This window comes from Kitasatospora sp. NPDC058478 (assembly GCF_042720345.1).
Taxonomy (GTDB): domain Bacteria; phylum Actinomycetota; class Actinomycetes; order Streptomycetales; family Streptomycetaceae; genus Kitasatospora.
On the sequence record NZ_JBHXML010000049.1, the window covers coordinates 1 to 18,810 of the forward strand.

14 protein-coding genes and 1 pseudogene are annotated in these 18,810 nt (G+C 74.0%); 10 read left to right on the forward strand and 5 right to left on the reverse strand.

Annotation, left to right across the window (positions count from 1 at the left end):
- From ACFWPT_RS25635 to ACFWPT_RS25650, 4 genes and pseudogenes are all read left to right on the forward strand, one after another.
- A pseudogene (locus ACFWPT_RS25635) lies at window positions 1–237 on the forward strand (electron transfer flavoprotein subunit beta); the annotation flags it as partial.
- 46 nt (window positions 238–283) lie between these two features.
- A complete protein-coding gene (locus tag ACFWPT_RS25640; protein ID WP_380484508.1) occupies window positions 284–1,246 on the forward strand; it encodes an electron transfer flavoprotein subunit alpha/FixB family protein in 963 nt (320 codons plus the stop codon).
- A 199-nt stretch (window positions 1,247–1,445) separates the two neighbouring features.
- A complete protein-coding gene (locus ACFWPT_RS25645; protein ID WP_380484510.1) occupies window positions 1,446–2,864 on the forward strand; it encodes an acyl-CoA synthetase in 1,419 nt (472 codons plus the stop codon).
- A gap of 310 nt (window positions 2,865–3,174) precedes the next feature.
- Window positions 3,175–4,107, forward strand: coding sequence for a C40 family peptidase (locus ACFWPT_RS25650; protein WP_380484512.1), 933 nt, complete (start codon window positions 3,175–3,177; stop codon window positions 4,105–4,107).
- A gap of 129 nt (window positions 4,108–4,236) precedes the next feature.
- Here ACFWPT_RS25650 and ACFWPT_RS25655 read toward each other — a convergent pair whose 3' ends face one another.
- Window positions 4,237–5,139: a PfkB family carbohydrate kinase gene (locus ACFWPT_RS25655; RefSeq protein ID WP_380484514.1), complete on the reverse strand. Its 903-nt coding sequence runs from the start codon at window positions 5,137–5,139 to the stop codon at window positions 4,237–4,239.
- Between the two features lie 465 nt (window positions 5,140–5,604).
- Between ACFWPT_RS25655 and ACFWPT_RS25660 the strand changes: the two genes are divergently transcribed.
- Window positions 5,605–6,672, forward strand: coding sequence for an NUDIX hydrolase (locus ACFWPT_RS25660; protein WP_063350148.1), 1,068 nt, complete (start codon window positions 5,605–5,607; stop codon window positions 6,670–6,672).
- A gap of 196 nt (window positions 6,673–6,868) precedes the next feature.
- A complete protein-coding gene (locus ACFWPT_RS25665; RefSeq protein WP_380484516.1) occupies window positions 6,869–7,708 on the forward strand; it encodes a DUF4184 family protein in 840 nt (279 codons plus the stop codon).
- Here ACFWPT_RS25665 and ACFWPT_RS25670 read toward each other — a convergent pair.
- Entirely contained in the window at window positions 7,684–9,048 is a 1,365-nt protein-coding gene (locus ACFWPT_RS25670; protein WP_380484518.1) for a dipeptidase, read from the reverse strand. The two genes, ACFWPT_RS25665 and ACFWPT_RS25670, sit on opposite strands and share 25 nt — an antisense overlap.
- A 392-nt stretch (window positions 9,049–9,440) precedes the next feature.
- Between ACFWPT_RS25670 and ACFWPT_RS25675 the strand changes: the two genes are divergently transcribed.
- Complete coding sequence (locus ACFWPT_RS25675; RefSeq protein ID WP_380484575.1) at window positions 9,441–10,742, forward strand: geranylgeranyl reductase family protein; 1,302 nt, start codon at window positions 9,441–9,443, stop codon at window positions 10,740–10,742.
- 145 nt (window positions 10,743–10,887) lie between these two features.
- On the opposite strand, the gene ACFWPT_RS25680 is transcribed toward ACFWPT_RS25675, so the two are convergent.
- Together ACFWPT_RS25680 and ACFWPT_RS25685 are read right to left on the reverse strand one after the other, a co-directional pair.
- The gene (locus ACFWPT_RS25680) at window positions 10,888–13,191 is read right to left on the reverse strand and encodes a glycosyl hydrolase family 18 protein (protein ID WP_380484520.1); all 2,304 of its coding nucleotides are present in this window, start codon (window positions 13,189–13,191) and stop codon (window positions 10,888–10,890) included.
- Window positions 13,192–13,452: 261 nt separating this feature from the next.
- Window positions 13,453–14,439, reverse strand: coding sequence for an ArsR/SmtB family transcription factor (locus ACFWPT_RS25685; protein ID WP_380379329.1), 987 nt, complete (start codon window positions 14,437–14,439; stop codon window positions 13,453–13,455).
- 120 nt (window positions 14,440–14,559) lie between these two features.
- On the opposite strand from ACFWPT_RS25685, the gene ACFWPT_RS25690 reads away from it, so the two are divergent.
- Both ACFWPT_RS25690 and ACFWPT_RS25695 read left to right on the forward strand, forming a co-directional pair.
- On the forward strand, window positions 14,560–16,032 hold the full coding sequence (locus ACFWPT_RS25690) for an MFS transporter (protein WP_380484522.1): 1,473 nt from the start codon (window positions 14,560–14,562) through the stop codon (window positions 16,030–16,032).
- Window positions 16,033–16,202: 170 nt separating this feature from the next.
- Window positions 16,203–16,976 (forward strand): enoyl-CoA hydratase family protein, encoded by a 774-nt coding sequence (locus ACFWPT_RS25695; RefSeq protein ID WP_063350153.1) that lies wholly within the window; start codon window positions 16,203–16,205, stop codon window positions 16,974–16,976.
- A 108-nt stretch (window positions 16,977–17,084) separates the two neighbouring features.
- Here the strand turns inward: ACFWPT_RS25695 and ACFWPT_RS25700 are convergent, their stop codons facing one another.
- Window positions 17,085–17,846 carry a maleylpyruvate isomerase family mycothiol-dependent enzyme gene (locus ACFWPT_RS25700; protein ID WP_380484525.1) on the reverse strand — a complete coding sequence of 254 codons (762 nt, stop codon included), beginning with the start codon at window positions 17,844–17,846 and terminating at the stop codon, window positions 17,085–17,087.
- Window positions 17,847–18,014: 168 nt separating this feature from the next.
- Between ACFWPT_RS25700 and ACFWPT_RS25705 the strand changes: the two genes are divergently transcribed.
- On the forward strand, window positions 18,015–18,770 hold the full coding sequence (locus tag ACFWPT_RS25705) for an acyltransferase (RefSeq protein WP_380379322.1): 756 nt from the start codon (window positions 18,015–18,017) through the stop codon (window positions 18,768–18,770).
- Window positions 18,771–18,810: the final 40 nt, after the last annotated feature.

Sequence of the window (18,810 nt, forward strand, 5' to 3'; positions counted from 1 at the left end):
GGTGAGGCCCGGTACCCGTCGTTCAAGGGGATCATGGCGGCGAAGAAGAAGCCGGTCCAGTCGCTGGACCTGGACGATCTGGGCATCGAGGCCGATGAGGTCGGTCTGGCGGGTGCGTGGACGGCGGTGGAGTCGGTGGCGGCGCGTCCGGCGCGGACCGCGGGCACGGTCGTCAAGGACGAGGGCGAGGGCGGCAAGCAGCTCGCCGGCTTCCTCGCCGACCAGAAGTTCATCTAGTCCCCCCCCGTTCGCGCATCCAACGATCGATCAGGAGCAACGAATCATGGCTGAGATCCTGGTTCTGGTGGACCACGCCGACGGTGTGGTCCGCAAGCCGGCCCTCGAACTGCTGACCCTGGCCCGCCGGATCGGCGAGCCGTCCGCGGTCGTGCTGGGCGCCGGGGCCGCCGCCGCCGGCATCGCGGCCAAGGCCGCCGAGTACGGCGCGGCCAAGGTGTACGTCGCCGAGGGCGCCGAGTTCACCGACCAGCTGGTCGTCCCGAAGGTGGACGCCCTCGCCCAGATCGCCAAGGCCGGCGACGCCGCCGCCGTCCTGGTCACCTCCTCCGGCGAGGGCAAGGAGATCGCCGCCCGCGTCGCACTGCGCCTGGGCTCCGGCATCATCACCGACGCCATCGACCTGGAGGCCGGTGACGGCGGCCCGGTCGCCACCCAGTCGGTGTTCGCCGCGTCCTTCCAGGTGAAGTCGAAGGTGACGAAGGGCGTGCCGGTGATCACCGTCAAGCCGAACGCGGTGGCCCCCGAGGCCGTTGCGGGCGCGGGTGCGGTGGAGAACGTGGCGGTGGAGTTCACCGGCAACGCGGCCAAGGTCACCTCGCGCACCCCGCGGGTCTCGACCGGCCGTCCGGAGCTGACCGAGGCCGCGATCGTGGTCTCGGGCGGCCGTGGCGTCGGCGAGGCGGCCGGTTTCGGCGTCGTCGAGGAGCTCGCGGACGCGCTGGGCGCGGCCGTCGGTGCCTCGCGTGCCGCCGTCGACGCGGGCTGGTACCCGCACAGCAACCAGGTCGGCCAGACCGGCAAGCAGGTCTCGCCGCAGCTGTACATCGCGGCCGGCATCTCGGGCGCCATCCAGCACCGGGCGGGCATGCAGACCTCGAAGACCATCGTCGCGGTCAACAAGGACCCGGAGGCCCCGATCTTCGAGCTGGTCGACTACGGCGTGGTCGGCGACCTGTTCGCCGTGCTGCCGCAGCTGACCGCCGAGGTGAAGTCCCGCAAGGGCTGATCCCCGCGCACCACATGGCGGAGGGCGTGGCACCGAGTACCCGGCGCCACGCCCTCCGGCGTTTCCGGCCCCAGGTCGGCCCAGGCCGGTACAAGCCAGGCGGGCGGCAGGCGGCGGCCAGTGACCGCCGCCCACGGACGGCCCGGGTGCGGCCCGTAGAGTCGGCGCGACAGCGTGAGACGAGGGCGAGGACGGAAGCATGGCACTGCTGACCGCACTTCAGGGCGACTACGGGGACACGGCGGACGCGCTGCGGATCGACGGGCGGGCGCTGTCCCGCGAGGAGCTGCTGGGCGCGGCGACCGCCGTCGCCGACCGGGTGGCCGGTGCGCCCGCGCTCGCCGTGCTCGCCCGGCCCGCCGTCGAGACGGTCGTCGCCGTGGTCGGCGGCCTGCTGGCGGGCGTGCCCGTGGTGCCGCTGCCGCCCGACTCCGGGCCCAAGGAGCGCGAGCACATCCTGCGCGACTCGGGTGCGGTGCTGCTCGCGCACGCCGTGGGTGACGTCGTACCGGGTGAGGTGGAGGGGCTGCCGGTCGACCCGACGGAACGCGCCGCCACCACGTTCGCCGAGCCCGCGCCGGACGCCACCGGCTTCGTCCTCTACACCTCCGGCACCACCGGGGCGCCCAAGGGAGCCGTGATCCGGCGCCAGGCGGTCGCCGCCGACCTGGACGCGCTCGCCGTGGCCTGGCAGTGGACCGCCGAGGACACCCTCGTCCACGGCCTGCCGCTGTTCCACGTCCACGGACTGATCCTCGGCGTCCTCGGCGCCCTGCGGACCGGCAGCCGGCTCGTGCACACCGGGCGGCCCACCCCGGAGGGGTACGCGGCCGCGGGCGGCAGCCTGTACTTCGGGGTGCCGACCGTCTGGTCCCGGGTGGCGGCCGACCCCGGGGCGGCGGGTCGGCTGGCCTCGGCCCGGCTGCTGGTCTCCGGCAGCGCGCCGCTGCCGGTACCCGTGTTCGAGAAGCTGGCTGCGCTCACCGGGCACGCCCCGATCGAGCGCTACGGGATGACCGAGTCGCTGATCACCGTCAGCACCCGGGCGGACGGCGAGCGCCGGCCCGGCAGCGTCGGCCTGCCGCTGGACGGGGTGCGCACCCGGCTGGTCGGCGAGGACGGCGCGCCGGTGCCCTCCGACGGGGAGAGCGTCGGAGAGTTGCAGGTCGCCGGGCCGACCCTGTTCAGCGGGTACCTCAACCGGCCCGACGCGGATGCCGAGGCCTGGACGGCGGACGGCTGGTTCCGTACCGGGGACGTCGCCGTGATCGGTGAGGACGGCTTCCACCGGATCGTCGGTCGCGCCTCCGTCGACCTGATCAAGAGCGGTGGCTACCGGATCGGCGCCGGCGAGGTGGAGGCCGCGCTGCGCGACCACCCCGCGGTCGCCGACGCGGCGGTGGTCGGTGCGCCGGACGAGGACCTCGGGCAGGCCATCGTCGCGTACGTCATCCCGGACGGCGCCGTGACAGGGGAACAGCTGACGGCCTTCGTGGCGGAGCGGCTGTCCGCGCACAAGCGGCCGCGCCGGGTCGTGCTGGTGCCCGAACTGCCCCGGAACGCGCTGGGAAAGGTGCTGAAGAAGCAGCTGCTGGCGGAGGCCGACCAGCAGGGATGAGGGGGCGTCGGGCCGCGGCCCGATGACTGGCCTTCACCCTGATGCCCCGTCGGTGCTCACCGGCCGTGAACCCTTCCATTGGCTCACTCCACTGCGCGCCGTGAGCGGACGCGTGCCTACCGTGACACGCAGGCAGAACTGAATCCCCTCCCGGCATGCCGCGGCTCCCGGTCGCACGACCGGAGGCCGTGGCATGCCGGGAGGGGTCTGCCGAGCCGTACGTGCCGTCTCACCGGGACGTGCGTGTCCGTAGCCGATTCCGCAGCCGCCCCCGTGGCGGCAGTTCGCAGCAGTGAGGGAAGACAGCAGGATGACCACCGTCAACACCGGCGCGCCGGGTGCCGCCGACGAACCGACCGGGCAGCACGCTGCCGCCACCGTCGACCAGCGGGCGGCTGACGTCCGTCCCGTCCGTCCCGTCCGTCCCTCGCGGGTCGCGCGGGTGCGCCGGGGGATAGGCATGGTGGCCGTGATCGTGGCCGGTGCGGGTGTGATCGGCGTCGGCCCCGGCGTCAGCCCCGCGGCCGCCGAGTCGGCACCGGCGCACGCCGGGTGGGACGGCTCGCGGTACTGGTTCAAGAACAGTCAGGGGCAGTGGCGCTGGACCACGCACTACGACGTGTACGTGGCGCGGACAGGGGGCGGATCCTCCTCCGCGGCGAAGCCCCCGTCGACGGGTGCGAAGTCGAGCGGCGGGATCAAGCAGGGGTGGGACGGGTCGCGGTACTGGTTCAAGAACAGCAAGGGGGAGTGGCGCTGGACCACGCACTACGACGTGTACGTGGCGCGGACGGACGGCGGGTCCCCGTCGTCGTCCGGGTCGTCCGGGTCGTCCTCGTCGGGTTCGTCGGGCTCGGCCGCCGGCGCGGTGGCGGGTGACCAGGGCATCGAGTCCGCCGTGCAGTTCGCGCTGAGCCAGCTGGGCAAGCCGTTCCGGACCGCGGGCAACGGGCCGGACGGGTACGACTGCTCGGGCCTCGTGCAGCAGGCCTTCCGGCGCGGCGGGGTGAACCTGCCGCGGGTGGCCAACGACCAGTACGCGGCGACCACGCCCATCAGTGCCGGCCAGCTGCGCCGGGGCGACCTGCTGTTCTGGTCTCCCAACGGCACCAAGCGGGGCATCCAGCACGTGGCGATCTACCTGGGCAACAACCAGTACGTCGAGGCGGCGCGGCCGGGGACGCTGATCCGGATCTCGGGGATCAGCAGCGGCTACTACCCGTCGTACATGGGCCGGCCGTAGGCCGAGTGCTAGACAAGTGGGCGGGGGCGTTCGGGAGTTGTGGCCCGGGTGCCCCTGTTCGAGGCGGGCTGGGGCCGCCCGGCCGGCCTGGTCCGCCCGGCCCGCCCGGCGCCGTCGGGCAGTGGCTGGTCAGAGGTCGGTCGGGCGAAAGAGGGCGCCACGGGCGCCCAGGGCGGTGACGGCGAACGCGCCGGCGGCCACAGCGGTGGCGGCCGCGGCGGGGAGGGAGGCGCCGCGGGCGAGTCCGGCGGCGAGGGCGCCGCAGAAGACGTCGCCGGCACCGGTGGTGTCGACGACCTGGACGGCGGGGGCGGGGAGTCGGGCCGTCCGTCCCTCGGTGGCGACCAGCGCGCCCTCGCCGCCGAGGGTGAGCACGACGCCGTCGGCGCGGCGGGCGAGGGCCCGGGCCGCCTCCTCGACGGTGGGGGCGCCGGTCAGCTGGCGGGCCTCGACGGCGTTGGCGACGAGCAGGGGGCGGCGCCCCGTCGGACCGGTGTCGGGGAGCGAGCCGGCCGGGGCGGCGTTGTGCACCCAGTGGGTGCCGTCGGCCGGCAGGGCGGCGGCGGTCGCGCGGATGCACTCCTCGGGGACCTCGCCGCTGGTGAGGAGCACGTCGACGGGGAGCAGGTGCAGGCGGGCGAGTGCGGCGGTGACCTCGGCGGCGGTCAGGTGGGCGTTGGCGCCGGGGACGACGACGATGCTGTTCTCGCCGGCGGGGTCGACCATGACGATCGCCTGCCCGGTCGGCGCGTCGGGGTGGGTGAGCACGGAGCCCGTCTCGACCTCTGCGCCGCGCAGGTCGGTGAGCGCGGCTTCGCCGTCGGCGTCGCGTCCGACCTTCGCGACCAGGTGGACGGCGGCGCCCATGCGCGCCGCCGCCACCGCCTGGTTCGCGCCCTTGCCGCCGAACCCCTGGGTGGCGGCGGTGGCGAGGACGGTCTCGCCGGGGGCGGGGAGGACGGGGCAGCGGAGGATGCGGTCGGCGTTGACCGAGCCGATGACGATGACGCGGCCGACTGGGAGCAGCTTCATCGTTCCTCTGTACGTGCTGGGGTGCGCGCGGCGCAAGCGGGCGCTGGGGGGCGCGCGAGGGGCGCGGGGAAGAATATGTCGACCGGTCTACTGAATTATGCAGACCGGTCTAGAGATTGTCGGGAGAAATCTGTCGGTCGGTCTACATAGTCGGGTGGAGGGGGTGATGCGAGGTGATCTGGGGTGATGATGGCGCACGGGAAGTCGGGCAGGCCGACTTCCTGTGCGCGCAGGGTGTGAGCAGGGTGCAACTTTGATGTAGACCGGTCTACATATTTCTCCCGGAAGGCGGCTGGCCTGGGCACATGCCCCTGTCAAGGGGCGGGGTGGGGCGCGACGGCGGGCGCGGCGGGGAGGTATGGGGAGCGGCGTGGCGCGGGTACCACCACGGGTGGCGCTGGTTCGGCCGACGGGGGCGCTGCCCGGTGCGAACGGCATCGGGGCAAGTCGAGGGCAGGGGACGTTGTGATCGTCTGGGTCAATGGCACATTCGGGGCGGGCAAGACGAGTGCCTGCCGCGAGCTGGTGGAACTGCTGCCCGGGAGCGTGCTCTTCGATCCCGAGCTGGTGGGCTTCGGCCTGCGCCGGATGCTCCCGGCCGACCGGCTGGCGACGGTGTCCGACTTCCAGGACCTGGCGGCCTGGCGCCGGCTCGTCCCCGAGACGGCGGCCGCGCTGCTCAGTGAGGTCGCGGGCCCGTTGGTGGTCCCGATGACCCTGCTCAGGGAGGACTACCGGGACGAGATCTTCGGCGACCTCGCCTCCCACGGCATAGCGGTGCACCACTTCGTCCTGGACCCAGAAGAAACGATCCTGCGTCACCGCATCGCCCACCGCGACGAGTGCCCGGGAGATCCGGAGGCCAGCGAGCGGGTCCGCATGTGGTGCTTCGAGCACGTGGCCCGCTACCGGGCCGCCCGGCGCTGGCTGGTCGAGGACGCCCGGATGCTCGACACCAGCGAGCTCACCCCCCGCGAGACCGCCCACCGGATCGCCGAACTGGTCCGCGTCGGCGCCGCCCGCTGCCCGATCGTCCAGACCCCCGACCCGACCGGGGACACCGTGGCCTCCGCGGTCCTGTTCTTCGACGAACAGGACCGCGTCCTGCTGGTCGACCCGGTCTACAAACCCGACTGGGACTTCCCCGGAGGCGTGGTCGAACGCGGTGAGGCCCCCACCGACGCGGCCCTGCGCGAGACCGCCGAGGAACTGGGCCTGCGGCTCGACCCGACCGGGCTGCGCCTGCTCGCCGTCGACTGGGAGCCGCGCACCGGCCCGCGCCGCGGCGGCCTGCGCCTGATGTACGACGGCGGCCAACTGGACGCCGCCGCCCGCCAGAACCTGCTGCTCCAGGCGGAGGAGCTGCGCGACTGGCGCTTCGTCACCCTGGACGAGGCCGCCGACCTGCTGCCCCCGAGCCGCTACCGCCGCCTCGCCGCCGCCCTGGACGCCCGCCGCAGCGGCGAGTTGCGCTACCTGGAGGCGGGCCGCCGGGTCGCGCTCGGCCTGGCCAGCACGGCGGACGCGGCGTAGCCGCCCGGGGGGCCTGACGAGCCCGGGTGCCTGACGAGCCCGGGCGCCTGACGAGCCCGGGTGCCGGGCGGTCCAGAGGTGTTGGCCGCCGCCCACAGGTGTTGGCCGCTGTCCCGGGGCGTTGGCCGCCCCCCAGGCGTTGGCCGCAGTCCCCGGGTGTTGGCTGATGGCCCGGCAGGGGCGGGAGGATGGGGGCATGCCGTTCACACTGAGCCACCCCGCCGCCGTCCTGCCCCTGCTGCGTGCCGCCGGGGAGCGCGGGCCGCTGGTCGCCTCGGCGTTGGTCGCCGGATCGATGGCGCCCGACGTCCCGTTCTTCGCCGAGTCGCTGCTGCCCGGGGTGTACGGCCACGGCGGTCTGACGCACCGCTGGTGGGCCGTGCCGACGCTGGACGTGGCGATCGCGGGCGCGCTGGTGGCCGGTTGGCACGGCCTGCTGCGCGCGCCGCTGGTGGCGCTGCTGCCCGACCGGTGGGCGGGCGCGGCCGAGGCGCTGACGGTCCGGCGGCCCGCCGGAGGCGGGGCGGGTACGGGGGCGGCGTGGTTCGCGGCGTCGGCGGCGATCGGTGCGGCCACCCACGTCGGCTGGGACGCGTTCACCCACGAGGGCCGACTGGGTGTCCGGCTGCTGCCGGTGCTGGACCGGGAGGTGGCCGGGGTTCCGCTCTACTCGGCGCTGCAGTACGGCAGTTCGGCGCTGGCCCTGGCCGCGATGGCGGGCTGGGCGGTGCGGGCGGTGCGGGGTGTGGAGCCGGTCCGCCCGGCCGTGGCACTCGCTCCCCGGGCGCGCCGGGCCGCCGTCACGGCCCTGGGCACGGCGACGGCGGCCGGAGTGCTGCACCGGCTGGCCCCGCTGCGGCGGAACCTGATCCCGGAGTTCTGCTTCGGCGCCGGGGCCGGGCTCGCGGTGGGCGCGGTCGGTTACGCGGTGGTGATGGGTGCCGCCCGCAGGTTCCGGGGCGGGCGGCCGGTGCCGGGGACCGCCGACGGCGGTCCCCGGACCAACGCGCGTCAGACCGAGCGCAGTTCGGCGTAGCGGCGGAGGAACAGGGCCTCGGAGAGGGCCATCCGCTCCAGTTCCTGCGGGTCGACGCTCTCGTTGACCGCGTGGATCTGGGTGGTCGGCTCCTCGACGCCGATCAGCACGATCTCGGCCTTCGGGTAGAGCGAGCGCAGCGTGTTGCAGAGCGGGATCGAGCCGCCCTCGCCGGAGGCGACCATCTCGGTGCCGAAGGCCTCGGCCATGGCCTCGCCCATCGCCTCGTACGCCGGGCCGGTGGTGTCGGCGTTGAACGGGGCGCCGGTGCCCTGGCGTTCGACGGTCAGACGGGCGCCGAGCGGGACCTGCGCCTCCAGGTGGGCGACCAGCGCGTCCTGGGCGGCGGTCGGGTCGTTGCCCGGCGGGACGCGCAGGCTGACCAGGGCCTTGGCGGCGGCCTGGACGGAGGAGGTGGCGCCGATCACCGGCGGGGCGTCGATGCCGAGGACGGTGATCGCGGGGCGGGCCCACAGGCGGTCGGCGATGGTGCCGGTGCCGGTCAGGGCGACGCCGTCGAGCACCTTGGCGTCGGAGCGGAACTGCTCCTCCGGGTACTGGACACCGCTCCAGGTCTGGCCTCCGGTCAGTCCGGCCACCGCGACGTCGCCGTGCTCGTCGTGCAGCGAGGCGAGCATCCGGACCAGCGACTGCAGCGCGTCCGGGGCGGCGCCGCCGAAGGCGCCGGAGTGCAGGTTGCCGGCCAGGGTGGTGACCGCGACCTCGACGACCGTCATGCCGCGCAGCGAGGCGGTCACGGTGGGCAGGCCGGCGGCGAAGTTGCCGGTGTCGCCGATGACGATGGCGTCGGCGGCGAGCAGTTCGGGGTGGGCCTCGGCGTAGCGCTCCAGGCCGCCGGTGCCCTGCTCCTCCGAGCCCTCGACGATGATCTTCAGGCCGACCGGGTAGCTGTCGCCGTACGCCTGCCGCAGCGCCCGCAGGGCGGTCAGGTGCATCAGGATGTTGCCCTTGCAGTCGGCGGCGCCGCGCCCGTACCAGCGGCCGTCACGCTCGGTCAGTTCGAAGGCGGGGCTGAGCCAGGCGTTCTCGTCGAGCGGGGGCTGGACGTCGTAGTGAGAGTAGAGCAGCACGGTCGGCGCGCCCTGGGGGCCGGGCAGTTCGGCGTAGACGGACTGGGTGCCGTCCGGGGTGTCCAGCAGCTGGACGTTGGTCAGGCCTTCGGCGGCGAAGGCGTCGGCGACCCAGCGGGCGGCCTTCTCGCACTCCTCGACCGGGAACTGGCGTGGGTCGGCGACCGAGGGGAAGGCGACCAGTTCGGCGAGGTCGGTGCGGGCACGGTCCATCAGGGACCGGACGGCGTCGGCCAGCGGCTGTGACATCGGGGCTCCGAGGGGAAGGCTTCGCCCGAGGGGTGGTGCGGGCGGAGGGGGCGGTTTGGGTACCGCCGATCATAGGCGGACTCGAACAGTCCGATCGGGTGGTTTTACCCGGCGATCCCGCCCGGCGCACCGTCTGGTGGATCGGTCCGATGGATCGCCCCGGGCTCGGCCTGGGTTCGATCTGGGTTCGGTCTGGCGTTCGGGGCGGCGCGGCCAGCGGCGGGTCCGGCGGACGCATAGGATTGCTCGACGTGACTGACTCCGGAAGCTCCGATTCCCGCAGCCCACTCGACACCGAGGCCTCGCCGCTCGACGCCGAGGTGTCCGGACGGCCGTCAGGCCGGTCGTCAGGTCAGCCGTCAGGCGAGGCGTCCGAGGGGGCGCCCGAGACGGTGTCCGAGACCGGGACGGTGCCCGAGGCCGGGACCGAGACGGTGTTCGAAGCCGCGACCGAGGCTGGGACCGAAGCCGAGACCGAAGCCGAGACCGCGCCGAGGGCCGGCCGGTCGGCGCCCGAGCCGCTCGACGGCGTCTGGGACGTCGTGGTGGTCGGCGCCGGACCGGCCGGAGCCTCGGCCGCGCACGCCGCCGCCGTCCAGGGCCGGCGGGTGCTGCTCCTCGACAAGGCCGAGCACCCCCGTTACAAGACCTGCGGTGGCGGCATCATCGGCCCGTCCCGGGACAGCCTGCCGCCCGACTTCCGGCTGCCGCTGCAGGACCGCGTGCACGCCGTCACCTTCGCCTACGACGGGCGGTTCACCCGGACGCGTCGGTCCCGGCGGATGCTGTTCGGCCTGGTCAACCGGGACGAGTTCGACCTGCGCCTGGTGCAGGCGGCCAAGCAGGCCGGGGCGGTGCTGGTCACCGGAGTGACCGTCACCGGCGTCGAGCAGCGCGGCGGCGAGCACCGGACGGCGCTGGTGACGGCCGCCGACGGGCGCACCTTCGAGGCGCGCGCGGTGGTCGGCGCGGACGGCAGCGCGAGCCGGATCGCCCGGCACGTCGGCGTCACCTTCGACCAGATCGATCTCGGCCTGGAGGCGGAGATCCCCGTCCCTCCGCAGGTCGCCGCGGACTGGTCGGGCCGGATCCACCTCGACTGGGGCCCGCTGCCCGGCAGTTACGGCTGGGTGTTCCCGAAGACCGAGTCGAGCAGCCTGACCGTCGGCGTCATCTCGGCGCGCGGCGACGGCGAGCGGACCAAGCAGTATCTCGCCGACTACATCCGGCGGTTGGGGCTGTCCGGCTTCACCCCGAGCGTGGAGTCCGGGCACCTGACCCGCTGCCGGGCCGAGGACTCGCCGCTCTCCCGCGGCCGGGTGCTGGTCGCCGGGGACGCGGCCGGACTGCTGGAGCCGTGGACCCGTGAGGGCATCTCGTACGCGCTGCGCTCGGGCCGGCTGGCCGGCGAGTGGGCGGTGAAGGTCGCGGAGGCGGGCAAGGCGGCGGACGTGCGGCGCGAGGCGCTGAACTACGCGTTCGCCATCAAGGCCGGGCTGGGCGTGGAGATGCGCGCCGGCAAGCAGCTGCTGGGCGCCTTCGAGCGGCGCCCGTACCTGTTCCACGCGGCGGTCTGCCTGGTGGCGCCGGCCTGGCGGGCCTTCGCCCGGACCACCCAGGGGCACACCACCTTCGCGCAGGTGCTCCGGCAGTACCGGGCGGCCAGGAAGCTGGCGGCGATGGCGTCCCGGTGACGGGAGGCCCTGGAAGCGGGTGCGGCCCTGGAGGTCCTGGAGGCCCTGGAGGCCCGTCGGGCACCTGAGGCGCGGGCCGGCGCTCCGTTGTTCTCGGAGCACCGGCCCTTGCTGCCCCACCGGCCCAACGGGCCGTGCCCTCCGGCTATTTGAGCCCGGAGTCGAGTGCGTTGATGAGTGTGCCGGAGGGAGTGTCGCCGGACATCTCCCAGATCATGCCGCCGAGCAGGTTCTTCGACTTGAGGTAGGCCGTCTTCTGGGCGATCGACCAGGCGTCGTCGAAGGTCCACCACTGGCCGCCGGCTCCGGTGTAGCCGTACGTAGCAATGGACTTGGGGTCGTGGTACACGGTCAGGTTGGGAACGCCGGTGATGAGGTTGTTGTAGCCGCGGGTGCCGGCCTCCTCGCTGAACTGGCCCGGGGCCGCGCCGTTCGCGGACTGCCACACGCCGGAGGCGCCGCCGTCCGCCACGCCCTGCCAGCCGCGCCCGTAGAACGGGAAGCCGATGGTGAGCTTGCGCGGGTTGACCCCGGCGCCGAGGTAGGTCTGGACCGCCGCGTCCACGCTGAAGTGGAAGTTGTACGGGTCGTTCGGGTCGGCGTAGAGGTTGGCCTGGGGGCCGGTGCGGTTGGGCTCCCAGGAGTTGTCGCTGCCGGAGCCGTGGAAGTCGTAGCCCTGGACGTTGGCGATGTCCAGCGAGCTGAAGATCTTCGTGAGGTCCCAGCCCGCGGCGACCTTCGCCGGGTCGGCCGGGGTGAAGGCGGTGAGCAGCTTGTGCGAGCCGCCCAACGCGTCGAGCTGCTTGCGGAATTCGGCCAGCAGCAGGGTCAGGTTGCCCTTGTCGTTGGCGCTCCAGTGGTTGCCGGCGTGGCCGTCGGCGGAGCCGGGCCACTCCCAGTCGAGGTCGATGCCGTCGAAGATCCCGGCCGCCACGCCGTCGCCGCCGGCGCCGTTGTAGACCGGCAGGTTGCCCTTGATCCACACGTCGAGGCAGGACTTGACGAACTTCTGGCGGGAGGCGTCGGTGGCGGCGACGTCCGAGAAGTACTTGGAGTACGTCCAGCCGCCGAGTGAGACGACCACCTTCAGGTTCGGGTACTTGGCCTTCAGCTTCTTCACCTGGTTGAGGTTGCCGCGGAGCTTGCCCCAGCCGTCGTCGGCCACGCCGTCCACCGACTGGTCGGCGCTCATCGGGCGGGCGTAGTCGGCGTCGGCGTCACCGGCGCCGGTGCCCTGGTCCGGGTCCTGCGGGTTGGCGGTGGTGCCCTTGGTGACGCCCGCCAGGCAGGTCAGGTTGACCGGATCGATGTTCTCGAAGGCGTAGTTGACGACGTCGAGCTTGGCCGCGCTGCCGGAGGTGTCGAGGTTCTTGACGAAGTACTGGCGGCCGTAGATGCCCCACTGGACGAAGTAGCCGACCCGGGCGTACTTTCCGGCGCCGACCAGGTCCGAGGTGGTGGCGGTGAGCGGGGCGGAGGCGGGCGAGGCGTTGTCGGCGGGGTCGCGGGCCTTCACGGTGAACGTGTAGGTGGTGGACGGGGACAGGCTGCCGACCGTCGCGGTCAGGGTGCCGCCGCCGACCGTCGCCACCAGCGTGCCGCCCTGGTAGACGTCGTACGCGGCGACCCGGACGTTGTCGGTCGCGGCGTTCCAGACGAGCGTGACGTCCGACGAACTGACCGCCGTGGTACGGAGGTTGGTCGGCGCGGTGGGCGGGACCGGGTCGGTCGACGGGTCGAAGGTGGCGGCGGTGACGGGCGCGCTGAGTGGTCCGGTGTTGCCGCGGCTGTCCTTGGCCCGGACGGTCAGCGTGTACGTGGTGGCCGGGGTGAGCCCGGTGAGCAGGGCGCTGGTGGTGGTGCTGGAGCCGACCACGGTGGCGCCGTTGAGCACGTCGTAGGAGATGACCGGGAAGTCCCCGCCGGTGGCGACCGGCCAGGTCAGGGCGAGCGTGTGCGCGGTGGACTCGGTGACCGCCGGGGTGCCCGGCGCGGACGGCGGGACGTCGGCGGTGCCGTCGCACTTGTCGCCGTTGACGCGGCAGTTGGTGGGGGTGGCGACCGGGCCGTTGCCGACGAACCAGAAGCTGTACGGCTCGGTGGTGCTGTGGGCGTTGACGGTGGCGTTGTAGAACGCGTTGGTCGCGGTGACGTGCTGGCCGTTGACGGTGGCGGTGCCGTTGTAGCTGTTGCCGATGGTGACGCCGGCCGGCAGGTCGAACTCCAGGGTCCAGCCGGTCACGGCGGTGGCGTTGTCGTTGTGGACGATGTAGGTGCCCTGCCACCAGGAGCCGTTGTTGGCGGTGGTGAAGGCGGCGGTGAGCTTTCCGGCGGCGTTCGCCGGGGCGGCCAGCGCGGTGAGCGCGGCGAGGGGCAGGAGCAGGACGGAGAGCAGTGCCAGCAGTCTGCTGCGCACGCGCGGGCGCCTGGCCCGGGATCGAGCGGACATGGTTCTCCCTGTGACTGTGGGGGTTGGACAGGGTGACGTAGAACCGCCGTGCTTGGTGCGTGTGCGATGGGTGCCCGCGCCGTGGGGAGGCGGGGCATGGGCACTGTAGGAGGACTGGACCAATGCGTCAACAGGTCTGTACCACTGGGGAGTTGGGGGATTCGTCGGGGTGGTGCGGGTCGGTCGGGGGCTGCGGGGGCGAACAGGTGACAACTTTCAGATAACAGATAACAGATGTTGAAATCTGTTATCTGTTACTTGTCACCTGTTCGCCCCCGTCAGCTCGTCCCCGAGCGGGCTGCGCAGGTACAGCACCGAGCGGCCGTGCCGGGCCCGGGTGACCAGGCCGGTGGCGGCGAGGACGGACAGGTGCTGGCTGACCGCGCCGGGGGTGACGCCCAGCCGGTAGGCGAGGTCGGTGGTGGAGGCGGGTTCGGCGAGCAGGGCCAGCAGTCGGGCCTTCGGCGCGCCGACCAGCGCCTCCAGCGCCCGCGGCGGCACCGGCGTCCCCGGGCCGGCCATGCCCGCCTGGCCGCGCGCCGGGTAACTGATCTGCGGCGCACGCTCGTTGCTGATCATCGTGATCGCGCCGCGGGCGAAGAAGGTCGGGATGAGGACGAGGCCGCGGCCGTCCACGGCGGTCTCCGCGTCCCAGTCCGTCCACCGGCGGTTGATCGACAGGACGCCGTCCTCCCAGTGCAGCCGGTGGTCCAGGTCGGCGAAGAGCGCCGCCGCGCCGTGCTGGGAGAGCAGCCGGGCCCGGTAGACCAGGTCGGCGTCCAGGACCGCACGGGCCTGCGGCCACCAGGACGGCGCGAGGCAGACCTCCCAGTACTCCTCCAGGGCGTCGGCGATCCGCTGCAACAGCCGCGCCGGGTCGGCCAGTCCGGCGGCGAGCGCGGCGGGCAGGGGCCGCCCGTGCGGCAGGAAGACCTGCTCCAGTTCGGGGCGCAGCTGCTCCGGCGGCAGCGCGCGGACGGTGGCCAGCTCGGTGCGGAAGTCGGCGGCGGGCGAGGCCGGGCGGGGCGTCAGGAAGTCGGGGATCCAGCGGTTCCCGGCGATGAGTGACAGCAGCAGCGTGGAGTCCAGCCGTTCGAAGGCGGGCCGGAGCCGCTCGAAGGCCGGGGTCTGGAGCTGGTAGACCCCGGGGTGGGTCCACATGCGCAGGCTGAGCGAGGCCTCCTGGATCGGGGAGACGGCGAACCAGGTGGTGGCGAGGTCGGCCAGGCCGAGCGTGAAGCGGTGCACGGGGGGTGCTCTCCTGCGGCGCGGCGCATGGGCGCCGGAGCTGGGGCGCGTGGGGCGCGTGGTTTTAGCCAGAGCCTAAAGGAGTACCGGACCCGGGCCGTCGGGCGGTGTGATCAGCACATGACCACCACCTCGCCGGCGGAGACGTCCGGACCCGACCCCGCCATGCCCGGAGGCGCCGCCATCACGGCAACCACCGCAAGCACCGCAAGCACCGCAAGCACCGCAGACACCGCAGACACCGCAACGATCGCAACGACCGCAGACCCCGGAGACACCGCAGACCCGCAGGCCGGCGGCGGGCTCGTCAGCGTCGTGCGACGGCGGCTGCACCCCGACCCGATGGTCCGGCGGCTGGCCGGGATCACTCTGGTCAACACGATCGGCAGCGGCCTGTCCCTGTCCGTCGCGGTGCTGTTCTTCACCCGGGTGCTCGGTCTGAGCCCCGCCCAGCTGGGGCTCGGGCTGACAGCCGCCGGCCTGTGCGGCGTCGTCGCGAGCGTGCCGGCCGGGCGGGCCGCCGACCGTTGGGGTGCCCGGCCGGTGCTGGTCGTGCTGGTCGCGGTGCAGGCGGTCGGCACCGCCGGGTACACGCTCGTGCACAGCTATCCGGCCTTCGTGGTGCTGGCCTGCGGGGTCGCGGCCGTCGACCGCGGGTCCGCCGCCGTGCGGAACGCGCTCTACGCCGAGGTGCTGCCGCCCGACCGCCGGGTGGCGGGCCGGGCCTACCTGCGGGTGGTGACCAACGTGGGCATCTGCCTGGGGACGGCCGTCGGCGCGATCGCGCTCCAGGTGGACACCAAGCCGGCCTATCTGACGGCGATTCTGGCCGACGCCGCTTCCTTCGTGGTCGTCGCCGTGCTGTTCCACCGCCTCCCCGCCCACCGCCTCCCCGCCCACCGCCTCCCCGCCCACGCGCACCCGGCCCCGGTCGCGCCGTCCGCGGAACCGGGGGACGGCGGTGCCCGGCGGGGCAAGCGGCGCAATCCGGCGCTGCGGGACGGCCCGTTCCTGGTCGTGACGGTGCTGAACGCGGTCCTCGCCCTGCAGTTCGCCGTCCTGGAGGTCGGCGTGCCGCTGTGGATCGTCCATGACACCGAGGCGCCCCGGATCACCGTCGCGGGCACCCTGATCGTCAACACCCTGCTGGTGATCGCCCTTCAGGTGCGGGCCACCCGGGGGACGGAGGACCGGGCGACGGCCGCCCGGCTCTGCGGCCGCGGGGGGCTGCTGCTCGCCGCCTCGTGCCTGGTCGTCGGCCTCGCGCACGGCCTGCCCGCGCTCGTCGCCGCCGTGGTGGTGCTCGGCGGCATCGCGCTGCAGTCGCTGGGCGAGGTGTTCGGCCAGGCCGGCGGCTGGGCGCTCAGCTACGACCTCGCGGGGGAGCGCGACCACGGCGCCTACCAGGGCGTGTACAACGCGGGTTCGGCGGCGTCGATGATGGCCGGTCCGGCCTTGGTCAGCACTGCCGTGATCGGGTTCGGTCTGGCCGGCTGGGCCGTCCTGGGTGCGGTGCTGGCGGCGGCGGGCCTGGCGATGGGCCCCGCCGTCCGGTGGGCCGGGCGACGGGGAGGGGACGCCGAGGCTCGGTGACGCGGCTGCTCCTGGACGAGCGTGAGGGCCTCGATCCCGATCAGCGCCTCGGGCGGGATTGGCTCTGGCCGAGGGGCGGGTGGGCGTGCCAGAGTCGTCCGGGCGTCGCCCGGGCACCCTGGGCGGCGCGGCAGTCCGACCCACCCTCAGCCGGAAGGCAGGCCCCGCCGATGACCAGCGCAGAGCCCCTCGTCCGCGTCACCACCGCCGACGCCGTCACCACGATCACCCTCGACTCGCCGCACAACCGCAACGCACTCTCCACCCGGCTGATGGCCGAGCTGCACGCCGGTCTGGCGGTCGCCGCGGCCGACCCGGAGGTCCGGGCCGTGGTGCTCGGGCACACCGGCAAGGTGTTCTGCGCGGGTGCGGACCTGTCCGAGGCGACCGGCGCGGACCCGACGGTCGGCCCGCGCGGACTGGTCGAGCTGCAGCGGGCGATCGTCGACTGCACCAAGCCGGTGATCGCCGTGATCGACGGGCACGCCCGGGCCGGTGGCCTCGGCCTGATCGGCGCGGCGGACCTCGCCCTCGCCGGGCCGGCCGCGACCTTCGCGTTCACCGAGGTCCGGCTCGGCCTCGCGCCCGCCGTGATCTCGCTGCCGCTGCGCCCCAAGCTGGACCCGCGCGCCGCCTCCCGCTACTACCTCACCGGTGAGGTCTTCGACGCCGCCGAGGCCGCCCGGATCGGCCTGATCACCCGCGCCACCGAGTCCGCCGAGGACACCGGGGTCGCGTTGAAGGGCCTGCTGGACGCGCTGCGCCAGGGCTCCCCGCAGGGGCTGGCGGAGTCCAAGCGGCTGGCCAACGCCGAGGTGGTGCGGTCCTTCGAGCGGGACGCGGAGGGGCTGGTGGAGCTGTCGGCGCGGCTGTTCGGGTCGGCGGAGGCGCAGGAGGGGATGCGGGCGTTCCTGGAGAAGCGGCCCGCGCGCTGGGTGCGCTGAACCCGGGCCGCTCCACCCCCCCCGGCCCCTGATCCCAGCGCGCGGCACGCTACCCGCGGCACGCTACCCGCGGCGCGTTACCCGCGGCGCGCTACGTGCAGCGCGGCCTCAGCCGATGACCGCGCTGGTCCGCCAGAGTTCGAGCAGCGCCTCGTCGCCGGCGAGTTCGACCTGCGCGGACCCGACCGGGAGCCGGTTCCACAGCAGCAGGTACAGGTCGTGGGCGGGGCCGGTGAGGGTGAGGTCGGCCGGTTCGGCGGTGCCGCCCGTGCCGACGGCCGGCGGCTCCTGGGTGATGGTCAGCTGCCAGGAGCCGGGGCCGTCGGTGGTCCGGACCCCGATGGTGCGGGTCCGTTCGCTGCGCAGCCGGGAGCGGCTGCTGGCCACGAAGCCGCCCAGCAGTTCGTCGATGCCGTCGAGGGCGAGAGCGGTGTCCACCCTGGGGCCCTCGGTGCCGGCCGCCGCGTCGGCGTCGGCGCGGTGGACGGCGGTCTCGTGCGCCTGGCGGCGGGCCCAGAACCCGAGCGGGCTGGGCGACGGGAGGAAGCTCCAGCACTCGACGTCGGCCGGGGCCCGGGTGAGCGTGTCCACCAGGGCGGCGTGGCCTTCGCGGAACCAGTCGAGCAGTGCCGCGTCGGACGGCGCCGGCCCGATCACGGCCCGCCTGCCGTCCTCGTCGAGGGGCGCGGGCAGGCCCTGGGAGGGGTAGGCGGCGGCCCAGCGGTGGACGTTTCCGACGTGCCTCAGCAGGTCGTTGAGGCTCCAGTCCGGGCAGGTCGGTACGGGGGCGGCGAGGTCGGTACGGGCGGCCGCTTCGGCGAGCAGGGTGCCCTCGCGGCGCAGGGCGTCGATGTGTTCGGTGATCTCCATGGGGGGAGTGTTGCACCGGAGCCCGCCGGCCGGTTGCGGTTTTCGGACCCGCCCGGGTGGAGGGTCGGGCCTGGCCGTGGGAGGCCGCAGGCCAGGGTGGGTGCGGGGCCGGTGTGATGTTGACCGCCCGGCGGCCGGCCGGACCCTACGGGCCGGTAACGTGAGGGCATGCCGATAACCCGTTCGCTGCTCTCCGCGGTCCGAGCCGGTGGCCGCCGTGCCGCCGGCCGCCTCGTCCACCGGGGCTGGCGCTGGGTGCAGCGGACCGGTGCGGTCACCCGGCAGAGCCCGGGGCCGTACCGGTTCGGCGAGTTGGGCGACGGTACGACACTGGCGTTCCCGCTCGGCGCGGTCTTCAACGAGCAGTGGATCACCATCGGGCCGTTCTCGATCATCGGCGAGCGGGTCACCATCAGCGCCGGTTTCCTGCCCGGCCTCGACCTCGGGCCCGAGCCGATCGTACGGATCGGCGGCGGCTGTGTGATCGGCCGGGACAGCCACATCGTGGGCCACCAGTCGATCGTCCTCGGCGACGACGTGTGGACCGGGCCCGGTGTCTACATCTCCGACCAGGCGCACGAGTACCGGTCCACCGACCTGCCGATCGGCAAGCAGTGGCCGCGCAACGAACCGGTGGAGATCGGTGCCGGGAGCTGGATCGGCACCGGAGCGGTGATCCTGCCGGGGGCCCGGATCGGCCGCAACGTGGTGGTCGCGGCGGGCGCGGTGGTGCGCGGCGAGGTGCCCGACCACAGCGTGGTGGCCGGGGCGCCGGCCAAGGTGGTCCGCCGTTGGACGGCCGAGGAGGGCTGGCAGCCGCCGCTGCGCCACGACGCACCCCAGCCGGTGCCGGACGGCGTGACGGCGGAGCAACTGCGGGCCCTGGTGGGGTGGGACCTGCGGTTGCCGGGGGAGCAGGGCTGATGCACCCGCGCCGCCGTTCCCGGTGGGGCGGGTGCCGGTA